Here is a 14,101-nt window from a genome sequence, read left to right as displayed (position 1 = left end):
GATGAATCAGCAATATCCTTCGGCTTTACTGGAAAATGCCGTTAATGAGTTGGCTACGCTTCCGGGAATCGGGCGGAAGACGGCTCTGCGGCTGGCCTTGTATATGCTGCGTCGGGAGCCGGACTATACGGAGCGTTTTTCGACCGCGCTGCTCGCTTTACGCCGTAACGTGAAGTATTGCAAGGTGTGTCATAATATTTGTGATTCGGAGTACTGCGCGATCTGCGCCGACCCGTTGCGCGACCGTTCGACGGTGTGCGTGGTGGAGAATGTCAAAGACGTGATGACGATAGAGAACACGTCGCAGTTTCACGGTCTCTACCATGTGCTGGGCGGAATCATCTCGCCAATCGACGGGATCGGGCCGGCCGATCTCGAAATCGACAGCTTGGTGGAGCGTGTGGCTTCGGGCGAGGTCAAAGAAGTCATGTTTGCCCTCAGCACAACGATGGAAGGCGATACGACGAACTTCTTTATCTACCGCAAACTGTCGGCTTATCCGGTGAAGGTGACGGTCATCGCCCGTGGCATTTCAGTAGGAGACGAGATTGAATATGCCGACGAGGTGACGTTGGGACGCTCGATCCTGAACCGGGTGGATTTTAACGAATCGATCAAATTATAACGTTATGTACGAAACGAAACTGTCGGTCGTCATCGTAAATTATAATGTAAAGTATTTGCTTGAGCAATGTCTGCGTTCGGTGCAGGCGGCGACGAACGGTTTCGATGCCGAGATATGGGTCGTAGACAATGCTTCGACCGACGGTTCGATCGAATACCTGCGTCCCCGTTTTCCGGACGTGCGGTTTATCGAAAATACGGATAATCCCGGTTTTGCCCGTGCGAATAATCAGGCGCTTCGTATTTGCCGGGGCGAATATGTGTTGCTGCTCAACCCCGATACGATCGTAGGAGACAGTCTGCGCACGTTGTGTTATTTTATGGACGGACATCCCGAAGCCGGTGCGGTCGGGGTGAAGATGATTAACGGCCGGGGCGCTTTTCTGCCCGAGAGCAAGCGCAGCTTTCCGTCGCCGTGGGTGGCGTTCTGCAAGTTGTTCGGTCTCTCGAAACTCTTTCCGCGTTCCCGCCGGTATGCGGCTTACAGTTTGCCGTATCTCAGTCCCGACAAGCAGCATGAAGTCGAGGTACTGTCAGGGGCGTTCATGCTCTTGCGTCACGAGGCGCTCGATCGGATAGGACTGTTCGACGAGTCGTTTTTTATGTACGGTGAAGACATTGATCTGTCGTACCGAATCATTCTCGGCGGTTATAAAAATTATTATATTCCCGAGCGTATCTTGCATTACAAGGGTGAAAGCACGGCTTATGCCGACAAAAAATACCTGCATGCTTTTTACGATGCGATGCTTATTTTCTATCGGAAGCATTATCCGCGATCGGGGCGATGGATGTCGGGGCTGATTCGTGCTTCGGTCGGTCTGCGGAAAGGAGTCGCGTGTCTGTTCGGGTGGAAAAAGACGAAAACGCCGAAGCCGAAGCGTCGCAGTGTGTTGATTTTCTGTCGTGCGGAGGCTCTCAAGACAGCCAGAGACCGGGTCGCTGAGCGGTTGCCGGAGGCTGTCGTTTTCCGTCAGTGGGATTTGGATGAGCGCCGGGCGATGGATGCGCTCTCGCGCCGGGTGCGGATGAACGAATATACGGACATGGTCTTTTGCTATCCGGACATGACGTTCGACCAGATGTTGCTTTTTATGGACAGAAACACCGATAAATCGTGTGTGTATCATATTTATTATCCCGATAGCGGACAGTTGGTTTCGCCGGGCAGATAAAAAACGGAGGCGTGAACGATGAAATGGCTGGAGAATGACACGATACGCCTGCGGGCGTTAGAACCGGAAGACCTTGATCTGCTTTACGCGTGGGAAAATGATACGTCTCTGTGGGAATTCGGCAGCACGCTTGTACCGTATTCGCGCTACGTGTTGAAAGCCTATCTGGAACATGCCGACGCCGATATATACGCACAGAAGCAGCTGCGGCTTATGATAGTACTGAAGGCTTCGGGAGAGACGGTCGGGACGGTCGACCTGTTCGATTTCGACCCTCGGCATCGGCGTGCCGGAGTAGGCATTCTGGTCGATCCGGCGCATCAGCGGAAAGGCATCGGAAAGGAGGCCCTGTCCCTGCTGACGGCTTATGCTTTCGGGTTGCTGAACATACACCAGCTCTATGTCTTTGTACCCGTATCGAACGAACCCAGCCGAAACTTATTTCTGGACAGCGGATTCACCTCGTGCGGCATTTTAAAGGACTGGCTGCATACGAATCATGACTTCGCCGATGCGTATTTCATGACCCTGCTGAACAAAAAAGCATGAATCGTGAAATCGTTTTATGGAAACGAGGTTCGGGATTGTAATGTTCGCTTAGTCGTTTAACATGACGATATCAAGGATATATTGGCTCGTACCTGTTTGGTATAAACTGGAAAGCATCTCATAGCTTTCTGAAAATGAGAACTCCTCTCTATGACAAAGATAACTTATGACTAATAATAAATGAAAATTTAAATCTAAGTCTAATATTAAAACGATTGCACTTTGATCCGTATCATCATCCGGGTCAATTTTGTAATCTGCTCCTTGTTTGACGAGTGAGTAAACCGATATTCCATCTCCTTTTTCAGCTTCATTGATTAAATCTAAATCAATTTTCCGAAATCCTCTTTGCAGTGCTTCTTCTATCTCGTCTTCATCTAACCAACCTTCATCATCAAACAGAGCATGTCTTAAACGTCGGAGTTCCGAATAATCTTTCAAATCATAATTTATAATGGAAAACTCATTGCAAATCCAATCTATGCAATCGATAGTCTTTTTGTAAATAATACTTGGATTAATACACTCTCTATGAGTTTGCTCGCTTTCCGCAAGATATGTCTCATGACAGATTTCAGGTTCATCATGATATGTATAAAAACTGAAAGCCAGCCAATTTAATATGTCCAACATGCTTACACAGATATTGGGCTTGGACCATAACGATTCATAGCCTTTCGGTACAGGAACAAGCACATTCAAATCTTTTTTTGATTTGATAAGTTGTTTAATAAGGTCCAAGTCGGCGTAAAATGCGGCTTCAAATTTGTCCGCATGGATATTCTTCTTGTCTTTGGACATAATCTTATTCAATTCTTTTTCGCTTGTTTCGAAACAATTATTGCATTAATCTGCCAAATATACGCATTTCATCTATTATATACAGCTATGAGTTAGCAAAAAGGTTACTGCTGTTACCTCAGAGGTCACTCATATCATCAAAGGGGGGAAGGAAATCGGGTGAGAAGGGAAGTGACCCCGGTGCGACTCAAACGCACGACCTTCAGAACCGGAATCTGACGCTCTATTCAACTAAGCTACGGGGCCAAAAACGCCGCAAAGATATAAAAATAATTGACAGATGACAACCGTCGGCCTACAAATTTTCGGATTATTCCATTACCTTTGTCTGCCGTATGCCGAATGCGAATCATGAACCGTCGCATCGTCAATGCCCAAGAAGTTATGGATGTAAAAATAGAACAGAGCTGGAAGGAACGGCTGTCCGACGAATTTGAGAAGGAGTATTTCAAAACGCTGACGGATTTTGTGCGCGAAGAATATCGGCGCACGAAGGTCTATCCCTCCGGGGCGCATATCTTCAACGCGTTTGCGCATTGTCCGTTCGAGCAGGTGAAAGTCGTACTGATCGGGCAAGACCCGTATCATGAGCCGGGACAGGCGCACGGACTTTGTTTCTCGGTGCAGGAGGAGACGCCTTTCCCGCCGTCGCTCGTGAATATTTTCAAGGAGATCGCGAACGATCTCGGTAAACCGATGCCTCGGAGCGGTGACCTGACGCGCTGGGCCGATCAGGGTGTACTGCTGCTCAACGCCACGCTGACGGTGCGTGCTCATGCCGCCGGATCGCATCAGGGGAAAGGGTGGGAGACGTTTACCGATGCCGTCATCCGTCAGTTGAATGCCGAGCGCAAGCACATCGTTTATATGTTGTGGGGATCATACGCGCAGAAAAAAGGCGAACGGATCGATGCGTCGGCCAATTTGGTGTTGAAATCGCCGCATCCGTCGCCTCTGTCGGCGCATCGCGGATTCTTCGGAAATAAACATTTCAGCCGTGCGAACGATTATCTGATCGCTTCGGGGCAGGAGCCTGTCGACTGGTAATCAATACCAGCTTTGCTGGTCGCGGTTCGTATTGCTTTGATTATATTTCAGGTCTTTGAGCAGCGACGAGTTAACGGCAATCGAGAACGAATACGATTTATAGGGTCCGATGGGGATTACGTTGGCCGACATCTGGAAGCAGTGCAGGTCGCGCGAGATGCTGCAAGTAAGGCTGTGAAATTTCCCGTGTTCGACATCGAAAGAACCGTTCATGCTGATGCGCCAGTTCTTCGTAGGCTGAATACTTCCGCTGAAACTCAGATTGTGCGTCAGCCGGTAGTTATATTCCATCTTTTCGGGGTTAAAGTTACCGTACCCCAATCCCATATTATAATGGAACGATAAGTTCCACGGCACGGCGGCGTTGTAGTAACCGTCTTCGTCGTATTCGCCCGCATTGGTTTTTTTCGCTTTTCGCAGACGGCCTCCCTTAGTCTGGCCTGTTTCGTCCTGTTTTCCGTCCGGATTCTCATTCTCCGTATTGTTCGACGGCGAATCTTCGTCTTTCCGGCTTCCTCTGCCTCCGAACCATTTTTTGAACGTGTCGTTATTAAAGGTATAGGAGAAGCTCGTACTCGTCGACCGCAGTCTCGGAAAGCCTTTCCCCGCCTGCCAGCGCGTTTTGTCGATGGGATAAGCCCGTTGCGTTTTGACATCGTAACCATACGTATAGACGTCGAAAACACCGTTTAGTATCAAGGAGTAACTTTTACTCAGCCGCAGGTTCAGCCCCACGTTCAGGTCGCTCCATTTGAACGAGTCGGCCGCCAGATTGTAGCTGATGTTAAAGCCCAGCTTCTCGATCAGGCTGATTTTTCGCTCTCCCGTCGAGTCGGCATCCGAGCGTATCTTCATCTCCACGTTGTTTTCCACCGCAAAGTTGATGGAGCCCTGCTTGCCTCTTCCCGGCGGGCCGAACATCGCGTCTTTGAACGGCGAGTAGACGCCGGTCACGGTCTCTCCCTGACGGTTCACATACGAATAGTCTTCGTAATATCCGTATTTGCGGCTGCCGAAGTCGGGCGACATGCTGAACGAAACGGATGGTTCCATGCGGTGCCGGATCATCTTGACCTTGTCTCCGAAAATCGCCCACGGCTTGAAGAAGCCGTACAAGGTTGTGGAGGCCGAGATGGCGGCATTATAGTTATAGACACGATAGAAGCCGTAGACCGTATCGACGGGCATGAGCGCGTTGCGTGCCGTATCGTACTTGTGGTAGACTTTGTCCGTCAGCCATCGTTCCGTATAATTGACGGAGGGCGATATGTTCAGGAATCCGAAGTTGTACGTCGCGTTGATCGGGATCGAATGCTGCATGCCGTGCTTCCAGTCTTTGATGAGGTTCTTTCTGAGAAACTCGTTTTCTTTCGTATGGATCGTATTTCTGAAATAACCGGAATAGGAGATGGAGATTTTTTCGTACCAGCGTTCCTTACCTACGATATGTTTGCGTTTGAGGGGATAAATACTGCTCATCGAGATGCTCATATCGGGCAGGGTGACGCTCAGCGACGAGTCTTGCGAGCGCTGGTTGATGTTCATCGTGGCGGAGATATTGATCGGGTTGTTGGGGAAACGTTGCGAAATGCTGATACTCGATCCCTTGTTATTGTCCGTCGCATCCGGCGTGTACAACATATTGAGTTGGTTGCGGCTGTAGCTGCTGGTTGCGAAATTCACGCCGGCCGAGAAGGTGCGGTATGGATTGGCTTTCATATCTTGCGAATGCGTCCACGCAATCCTGAAATCTTTCGACACGCCGTAATCCGGCAGTCCTTTGTCGCCCGTTTTCGTAACCAGATAAGAAGCATCGACGGATCCCGAATATTTATACCGTTTCCGGTACGACGAGCGGGCGGCCAAGCCCCACGATCCTTTCGTGTAAATCTCGCCCGTAAGCGCCAGATCGACGTAATCGCTGATGGCAAAATAATATCCGCCGTTACGGAGGTTGAAGCCGCGCGCCATCTCGTCGCCATACGTGGGCATGATAATCCCCGACGAGTATGTGCTTGTGAACGGAAAGAACGCGAACGGCAGCCCGATGGGGAAGAGCGGCACGTCTTCGATCACCAAATAAGCCGGTCCGGTGACAATGTCTTTTCCGGGTCTGACCTTCGCTTTCGTCATTTTGATGTAGAAGTGCGGATGATCGTGCTCGTCGCATGTCGTGTAGCGCCCGTTGATCAGGTTCATGGCGTCGTCGGGCATCTTTTTCGTGACTCCGGCCGTCAGGAAGCCTTCGCCCTGCTGGGTCAGCACTTCGTTGGCATACGCTTTGCGCGACCTGAAATTGTAACGCATGCTCTTTGCCTCGATCTGCTGTTCGCCTTCGACGAAGAGCGGATAACCGTATTCCGAACCGACAGAGTCGAGGGCGAACGTGGCGTAGACGATGCTGCTGTCCATGCTCATCTCGATCCGTTCGGCCTGTAATTCGATGTTCCGGTATTTTACGTTGCTCTCTCCGTAGAGGTAGGCCATGTTTGTGCCGGTGAGGACGATGGAGTCGCTCGCCTGATACGTGACGGGCGCTTCGAGCATGCTTTTTTTACGGGCGGTGGTATCGACGGCAGCCGTGTCGACTTGTAACGTAGTGTCGGCCGCGATCTGCAGCAAACTGTCAGGTTGCCGGACGGCTATCGAATCGTTTAACGACCCGACGGCTGTCACAGACTCCTGTGCCTGCACCCGTCCGTTTGTCCAAAGAGCGCATACGCAGGCGATCCATCCTATCATTTGCTTTAGAAACATGCTTCGTCCCGTATGTATTCGGGCGCAAAAATAGCACAATTTAACGAGGATGTGGCGGTTATTTTCCTAAAAAGAGTTTACACCAGGCGTCGAAACGCGCCACGTCGTCTTCTCCGTACGCAGCCAGACCTTTGCGGATTTTCTCGATCGGTTTTTCACGGTCGAGCTTCGTTTTGCTGAAAAATTTATCGGCAAAACAGATCAGTTGTTCTTCGAGCGACTGCGGACGCATTTCGCGGAGGGGAATCGGCAGGTTGCGTTGCCGGATCAGTTCGAGCGACAGCCCCGTACCCGTGTGACGCTCGCAGACCAGCGCGTGGCGCGGATACCCTTTCTTGCGCAGCAGGTCGGCGCCCAGATAGCCGTGGCAGATGTAGGGCGCTTCACCATGACAGTCGATCTCCGGGGCATGACAGAGGAAGATGCCGATGTCGTGCAGCAGGGCGGCTTCGCGGATGAAAGGAATGTCCAGCTCCATTTCCGGATGTGTCTCAGCAATCGCTACGGCCTTATCGGCTACGCTGCGGCTGTGGGTGATCAGAATCTCGTAAGCCCGCGATTCCGGATGATAACAGGTCTGAATAATTTCCAATGGATTCATAGATGCTTCGTCAAAGAAAAAATCGCACGCAAAAATACGGATAAATTGTCGGATTTCTCCCCTTTTTCAACTACTTTTACACCCCGAAAAAGAAACATATTATTTGCAATGAAACGAAATATCCTGTCATTATTTCTGCTCCTGATGCTTTGGGTTTCAGCAACGGGGACTATCTCCGCGCAACAGCGGAACAAGCGTGTCGTACTGGGTAACGAACGGATGGATAGCATTTGCACCCGGTTGAAAGATAAACGGGTGGCGCTGGCCGTGAATCATACCTCGATCCTCGGGACCGGTTTTACGCACCTGTTAGATACATTGCTGGCACAAAAGATCGATATCAGGAAGGTTTTTGCTCCCGAGCACGGCTTTCGCGGTACGGCCGATGCCGGTGCGACCGTTCACGACAGCCGCGACCCGAAAACGGGTGTCCCCATCGTTTCGGTTTACGGAAAAAATAAAAAGCCGAGCGCCGAACAGTTGGCCGACGTCGATGTCGTTGTCTTCGACATTCAAGACGTGGGGGCGCGTTTCTTTACGTACATCAGTACGATGCATTACCTGATGGAAGCGTGTGCGGAACACGGCAAGGAGCTGATGGTGTTAGACCGCCCGAACCCGAACGACTATGTAGACGGCCCGGTGCGTCAGCCGGGATTCGAGTCGTTTGTCGGCGTCCATCCGATCCCTGTTTTGCACGGGCTGACCGTCGGCGAACTGGCGCAAATGATCAACGGCGAAGGGTGGCTGCCCTCGGCCGCCACCTGCAAACTGACTGTCATTAAAATGTTGAACTGGCAACATGGCGACGCTTACCAGCCGACCGTCCGACCTTCTCCGAATCTCTCGAACGATCAGGCCGTCCGCCTCTATCCTTCGCTCTGTTTCTTTGAAGGGACGTGCATGAGTGTCGGGCGGGGAACGCATTTCCCGTTCCAGATCGTCGGGTATACGCTGCCGCAGACCGGCTCGTTTACCTTTGTCCCCGCGGCTATTCCCGGCATGGATACCGCTCCGCTTTATAAAGACAAAACCTGCTACGGCGACGACCTGCGTTATTACCCCTTCGCAGGAGGCCTTACGCTCTCTTTCGTCATCGACTTCTTTGCTCGCACCGGCCGAAACGAAAAGCTGTTTTTCAACCGCCCGCGCTGGTTCGACCTGCTGGCCGGAACGGATGCGCTGCGCAAACAAATCCTTGACGGAGTACCCGAAGCCGAAATCCGCGCTACATGGCAATCCGGTCTCGACGAATACAAACAGATACGCAAAAAATACCTCCTCTACCCGGACTACCCCGAAGCAGAGTGAGGGTTGGGCTTGCTTTATCTGCCCGAACGTCGCGCAATGACGGTGTTCATCTCTTCGATGATCTGTTCGACGGTAGCGGCGAAAGACGTGTAGTTGTCGGGATCGACCATCCGCATCGTTTCGACGTAAAGCAGCAGCTTATCGTTAATCAGCTCGAGCAATGTTTTTTTCAGTTCGCTGGCGGTCTTTTCTTTGGCCGCGTGTGCCCAGTACGTTTCGTAGGCAATGCGTTCGGCGGTGAAGTCGGATTGTGCCTGGCGAAGTTCGGACAGCGCTTCGGCCATTCCCGGCAGCATGCCGACATGCGTTTGTGCGCCCGGTTCGGCAAAATCGAGCAGAAGCGATTCGAGCAAGGACGATTTGGAAGCATAATTCCGGTAGACGGTCTTTACTCCGTACTTGGAGAAGACAGTCCAAAGCGCGTTGGCAGCCATGCTCTGAGCGGGTACCGGCATCGCCCGGTATCCGTTGAGGATGTCGCGCAGTCGGCGCAGTTTTTGATTGCGCAGCGCATCGGCAGCGCCGAGCTTGGATTGCATACGGTTATGTTTGATAGCCTCCGTGATATGGAGTGATTGCGTACGCATCCGATTAAAAATCCGGTCCAGAAAAAGATCGGCTGCAAGGTTCGGATGTTTGTCGTAAAGAAGAATCAGACGGTCGGATATATCGTCTGTTTCCGTAATACGAACGCGAGAATCTAATTTCTTCATACCATTGTTTTTTTTGAATGAATCTATTATATTTTGCCTTTCGGGTTTTTCCCGACGGTCCAATCCGTTTGATTTTGCCTTTCGGGGTTTTCCCGACGGCCCAATCCGTTTGATTTTGCCTTTCGGGGTTTTCCCGACGACCCAATCCGTTTGATTTTGTCTTTCGGGGTTTTCCCGACGGTTCAATCCGTTTGATTTTGCCTTTCGGGGTTTTCCCGACGGCTCAATCCGTTTGATTTTGCCTTTCGGGGTTTTCCCGAAGTAATAATTTTTAATTACGCTCCAAAATTAAGCTTCTTATATCGGGAAAGAAAGAGATAAATGATGTTTTAAAACATAGAAATGGACGATTGAGCGTTTTTTTCTTCCGTTCAGTCGTTTCTTTCGTTATCGGACAAGCATGGCCGGGAGCAAAATCATCACGATCTTTACTGCCCGTCCGAGGGCGGGGCAAGCTGGCGGGCACGAAATTCGGAGGGAGACATTCCGAACTGCTCGCGGAAACATTTGGAGAAATATTTCGGCGAGCTGAAGCCCACGTTGTATGCCACGTCGGCGATATTCATTTCGGGGTGGTTCTGAAGCAGGCCGGTGGCTTTCTTCATCCGAATGGTCTGGATAAACTCGTTGGGCGTTTGCCCGGTCACACCTTTGATTTTATGGAACAGGCGGGTGCGTCCCAGCGCCATTTCGCGCGAGAAGAGGGCGACGTCGAAGTCTTCGTTGGCCAGATGTCGTTCGATGACCTGACGGGCGCGTTCGATAAATTCGCGGTCGATGTCGTTCGAGGCGATGGCCGAGGGAGGGAGTTCGGTCGAGCGTCCGAATTTTTCCTGCAGTCGTCGTCGTCCGTCGATCAGGTTGCGGCAGCGTGCGATGAGCAGGTTTACATCGAACGGCTTGGTGATGTAGTCGTCTGCTCCGAGGCGCAGGCTGTCGAGTTTGGCTTCGACGGCCGTTTGTGCCGTGAGCAGGACGACGGGGATATGCGACGTGGCGAAATTGTTTTTGATTCGCAGGCACATCTCGTTGCCTGAGAGCACGGGCATCATCAGGTCGCTCAATACGATATCGGGCTGATGCCGGATGGTTTTCCGGAGTCCTTCTTCGCCGTTCGAGGCGGTGTGAACGGTGTAGATCGGCTCGAAGATGCTTTGCAGCACATGAAGCAGCTCGGGGTTATCTTCTACGATCAGGATGGAAGGCAGCGTATGTACGCTTTCGGCCGTTTCGTCGGGATAAGGCGTGTCGGGCAGCGCGTCGTACACTTCGACGGAGCGTATATGCCATTCGCCGCTCTCCGGTCGTTCGCGTTTCTGCTCGTCCGAGAGATGCCCGGCGCCTTTTTTCATCACGACTTCAAAGACGCTGCCCTCGTCGATCCGGCTCGATACAAGCATCTGCGCCCCGTGCGCGTCGGCGATATGTTTCGTCAGCGCCAGTCCGATGCCCGTTCCGGGCGATACGGATTCGTCGGTTTTCAGCCCGGTATCGATTGCCTGATAGAAACGGTCGAAGATATGGGGGATATCGGTTTCGCGAATACCCTGTCCGCTGTCATGCACGGCGATGCGGACCTCGTCGGCATGTTCGTTCACGGTCATCCCGATCTTCCCGCCTGCCGAAGTATATTTAAAGGCATTGGAGAGGAGGTTGTAGAATACTTTCTGCATCTGTGCCGGGTCGAACCATAAAGGTATGCTTTCCCGGTCGGCATGAAAGGTGAAATCGATCTGTCGGTGTTCGGCATATTCTTCGAAGGCGAGGTACATTTCGTGCATGAATTTAACGATGTCGTGTTCGCTTGCACGGATCGCGAGCTTACCGTTCTCGGCCTTGCGAAACTCCATCAGTTCGTTGATCAGGTTTTGCATAAGCCCGATGTTGCGACGCACACTGGCCATGCGCCGGTGCACATCCGCCGACGTCTTACCCGTCTGCATGACCGTATCTACCTGACTGGCGATGATGGTCAGCGGTGTACGGAATTCGTGTGTGATATTGGTGAAGAAACGCAGCTTCGACTGGTTGACAGCCTCTAAATGCTCCTTTTCTTTCTTCTGATATTCGAGCGAGGCCACGAGCCGTACCCTCGATTGGACGAATCGCACGTAAAGCGCGGCCAGCAATGCCAGCAACAGGGCATAAGTCAGATAGGCATACCATGTCTTGTAGAAAGGAGGAGCCATGTTCAGCTTCAGCGCGGTGCGTGCCAGCACGGTGCCGTCGATGGGCGAGACAGCCTCCAGTTCGAGGCGATATCTGCCCGGATGGATGCCGGTAAAGTTAAACCGATGGGCGCCGGGTTGCACCGGCATCCATTGTTCGGACAAGCCCAGTAACCGGTACCGGAAACCGGGACGGTTGCTTGCGATGAAATGATCGGACGAAAATTCGATCTCGAGCATCGACTGTTTATGATTCAACGCAACGGATTCGGTAAACGGCAGGGCTGCGTTCAGGATGCCCGAATCATCGCCGGGCAGTACCGGCAGATGGTTGACCCACAGTTGCGAGAAGTGCAGCGTAAAAGGCGGCAGGTTGCCGGCCAGCTTGTCTTCGGCGAAAGATACCATGCCGTTCATGCCGGCAATATACACTTCGTTATCGGCCGTGACGGTCAGTCCGCCGTTGTAAAGCGAGTTGAGCGGGAATCCGCTGCCGGGGCCGTAATGATCGATCTCGTGTGTGGAAGGGTCGAGGGTCGAGAAGCCCTGCGTGGTGGCCAGCAGTAATTTGCCCGAAGGCAGCTCGGCCAGATTGCTGATATAAGCGTTCGGCAACGAACCGTTCTCGGAGTCGAAGCGGGTGAACGAATCGGACGAAGGATTGTAAAGATTCACTCCTCCTCCGTTGGTGGCAATCCATACGTTGCGTTTGCGATCGATGAGGATTTTGTTGATCTGGTTATTGCTGAGCGACGACGGGTCGTCTTTGCGATGCGCATAGCTCCGGCAGATTCCCGTCTGCAGGTCGTACCGGTAGAGTCCGTGGCCGGCGACCCACAGCTGTTGGTTGTCGTCGGTTTGCACGTCGGTGAAGTAGGTGACCGATCGGTGCAACACTTCGGAGAAGACGGAGAATTGCTTCGTGTGCGGATCGAACAGATAGAGCCCGTTGTAGGTGGCTACGAGCAGGGACTCGCGGTAGGGAAGGATCGCCCGGACGATATTCGACTCGTAGAGGCCGACGTTGATTTTGCGGTAAAAAGAGACCTGTTGTGTCTTCGTATCGAGCATACACAAACCTTCCAGATGCAGGCCGAGCCATAGCTGATGGCGAGCGCGGTCGTAATAAGCCGTCTTGATATTTTTCTGTCTCAGGGCTGCATAGTCCGTGTAGGTTTTTTCCGATGGGTCGTAGGAGAGGAGGCCGTTGCCTTCGGTGCAAAGAAAGAGCCGGCCGTCTTCCGCCTCGATTACCCGGCTGATGACCGGAAAAGGTTTGTTCCTCAATACCCCCTTTTGCAAGTCATGGAACGTGTAGAAGTCGTGCTCGGGGTTGAAGTAATTGACCCCGCCGAAGTAGGTGCCTGCCCAAATCGTACCCTGACGGTCTTTGTATAAGTCCCAGACCGACTCGTTCGATAACTTTTGCAGGTTGTGCTCTTCCGAGTCGTAGTGCGTAAACTGCTCCGTGACGGTATCGAACCGGTCGAGTCCGTTCTTCGTACCGATCCATATTCCGCCGCTGTTGTCTTCGCATACGGTACGCACGAAGTTCGACGACAGGGCGCGTCCGTCGGCGCTCTCGCGGTAGTTGACGACCGTGCCGTGCGGCGTCATCCGGTACAGCCCGTTTTGCCACGTGGCGATCCAGAGATTCTGCCGGCTGTCTTCGTAGATCGACGAGACGCGGCTGCAACCCGTGATAAGCGGCCTGGCCTGCCCGTCGGCCCCGACCGTGTAGACCCCCGAATCGACCGTTCCGATGCAGAGCCGTCCGTTCGTACCCGTATGAATCCGCGTAATGACCGTTTGTGTACGGCCTATTTCGAGAAGAAGCGAGAACTTGCCGTCGCGATAGGAAAAGATACGGTTCTGCGCGGCCAGCAACAAACGGTCGGTGTCGTAGGCCATGGCGTCGTATGGGGTGTCGGTGACCCGTGACAGGGTGCGGGTGCGCAGGTCGAACCGGTCGATGCCGTTTTGGGTCTGGATGAATACGGAGCCATTGCCGTCGCCGCAGATCATTTTAATTAAATTGCCCGACAGCGAATGCGGATCGTCTTCTTTCGGTTGCAACACGGTCATGCTGCTCCCGTTATAGAGATTCACGCCCTCGCGCGTGCCGAACCACATCGTGCCCAGCTCGTCCTGATAGATATTCATGACCGACAGCTGCGACAGACCCTGCTCGATACCGATTTTCGAGAAGTACACATCGCTGCTCCGGCCGTGTGATGCCATCGCACATCCTGTCCCTCCGACAAGCGTCAGCAGCAAGCGGTATATCCATATACGGGCGGCAAACGGCATCATTTTTTTCAACTTGTTTGTTTCTCCGAAAGAAAAGAGACGTAC

At 52.5% G+C, this 14,101-nt stretch carries 10 protein-coding genes and 1 tRNA gene; 5 read left to right on the top strand and 6 right to left on the bottom strand.

Annotated features, from left to right (window positions below; translation table 11 throughout):
* Window position 1 precedes the first annotated feature (1 nt).
* The 3 genes from recR to ACTTKA_RS00905 are packed head-to-tail and all read left to right on the top strand — an operon-like array spanning window position 2 to window position 2,348.
* The gene (recR, locus tag ACTTKA_RS00915) at window positions 2-625 is read left to right on the top strand and encodes a recombination mediator RecR (protein ID WP_124751980.1); all 624 of its coding nucleotides are present in this window, start codon (window positions 2-4) and stop codon (window positions 623-625) included.
* Between the two features lie 4 nt (window positions 626-629).
* The gene (locus tag ACTTKA_RS00910) at window positions 630-1,799 is read left to right on the top strand and encodes a glycosyltransferase family 2 protein (protein ID WP_442723619.1); all 1,170 of its coding nucleotides are present in this window, start codon (window positions 630-632) and stop codon (window positions 1,797-1,799) included.
* Window positions 1,800-1,817: 18 nt separating this feature from the next.
* A complete protein-coding gene (locus ACTTKA_RS00905) occupies window positions 1,818-2,348 on the top strand; it encodes a GNAT family N-acetyltransferase (RefSeq protein WP_442723618.1) in 531 nt (176 codons plus the stop codon).
* A 48-nt stretch (window positions 2,349-2,396) separates the two neighbouring features.
* On the opposite strand, the gene ACTTKA_RS00900 is transcribed toward ACTTKA_RS00905, so the two are convergent.
* The gene (locus ACTTKA_RS00900; protein WP_442723617.1) at window positions 2,397-3,161 is read right to left on the bottom strand and encodes a hypothetical protein; all 765 of its coding nucleotides are present in this window, start codon (window positions 3,159-3,161) and stop codon (window positions 2,397-2,399) included.
* A gap of 160 nt (window positions 3,162-3,321) precedes the next feature.
* Window positions 3,322-3,395 (bottom strand) — tRNA-Arg (locus ACTTKA_RS00895).
* A 138-nt stretch (window positions 3,396-3,533) separates the two neighbouring features.
* Here ACTTKA_RS00895 and ung point away from each other — a divergent pair.
* Window positions 3,534-4,196 carry a uracil-DNA glycosylase gene (gene ung / locus ACTTKA_RS00890; RefSeq protein ID WP_442723616.1) on the top strand — a complete coding sequence of 221 codons (663 nt, stop codon included), beginning with the start codon at window positions 3,534-3,536 and terminating at the stop codon, window positions 4,194-4,196.
* Here ung and ACTTKA_RS00885 read toward each other — a convergent pair whose 3' ends face one another.
* Both ACTTKA_RS00885 and ACTTKA_RS00880 read right to left on the bottom strand, forming a co-directional pair.
* Window positions 4,197-6,938, bottom strand: a complete 2,742-nt coding sequence (locus ACTTKA_RS00885; protein WP_442723615.1) for a putative LPS assembly protein LptD — start codon at window positions 6,936-6,938, stop codon at window positions 4,197-4,199.
* 73 nt (window positions 6,939-7,011) lie between these two features.
* Window positions 7,012-7,554 carry an HD domain-containing protein gene (locus ACTTKA_RS00880; protein ID WP_442723614.1) on the bottom strand — a complete coding sequence of 181 codons (543 nt, stop codon included), beginning with the start codon at window positions 7,552-7,554 and terminating at the stop codon, window positions 7,012-7,014.
* A gap of 108 nt (window positions 7,555-7,662) precedes the next feature.
* Here ACTTKA_RS00880 and ACTTKA_RS00875 point away from each other — a divergent pair, with 108 nt between their 5' ends.
* Complete coding sequence (locus ACTTKA_RS00875) at window positions 7,663-8,865, top strand: exo-beta-N-acetylmuramidase NamZ family protein (RefSeq protein WP_442723613.1); 1,203 nt, start codon at window positions 7,663-7,665, stop codon at window positions 8,863-8,865.
* A 14-nt stretch (window positions 8,866-8,879) separates the two neighbouring features.
* Here ACTTKA_RS00875 and ACTTKA_RS00870 read toward each other — a convergent pair whose 3' ends face one another.
* Window positions 8,880-9,578, bottom strand: a complete 699-nt coding sequence (locus tag ACTTKA_RS00870; RefSeq protein ID WP_442723612.1) for a DUF6261 family protein — start codon at window positions 9,576-9,578, stop codon at window positions 8,880-8,882.
* A 428-nt stretch (window positions 9,579-10,006) separates the two neighbouring features.
* Window positions 10,007-14,059 carry a hybrid sensor histidine kinase/response regulator transcription factor gene (locus tag ACTTKA_RS00865; protein WP_442723674.1) on the bottom strand — a complete coding sequence of 1,351 codons (4,053 nt, stop codon included), beginning with the start codon at window positions 14,057-14,059 and terminating at the stop codon, window positions 10,007-10,009.
* Between the last annotated feature and the right edge of the window lie 42 nt (window positions 14,060-14,101).

Origin of the sequence: Tannerella sp., assembly GCF_052170195.1 — a bacterium.
Classification (GTDB): domain Bacteria; phylum Bacteroidota; class Bacteroidia; order Bacteroidales; family Tannerellaceae; genus Tannerella.
Note: the sequence above shows the minus strand (reverse complement) of the source record. Positions and strands in the feature narration are given on the sequence as shown.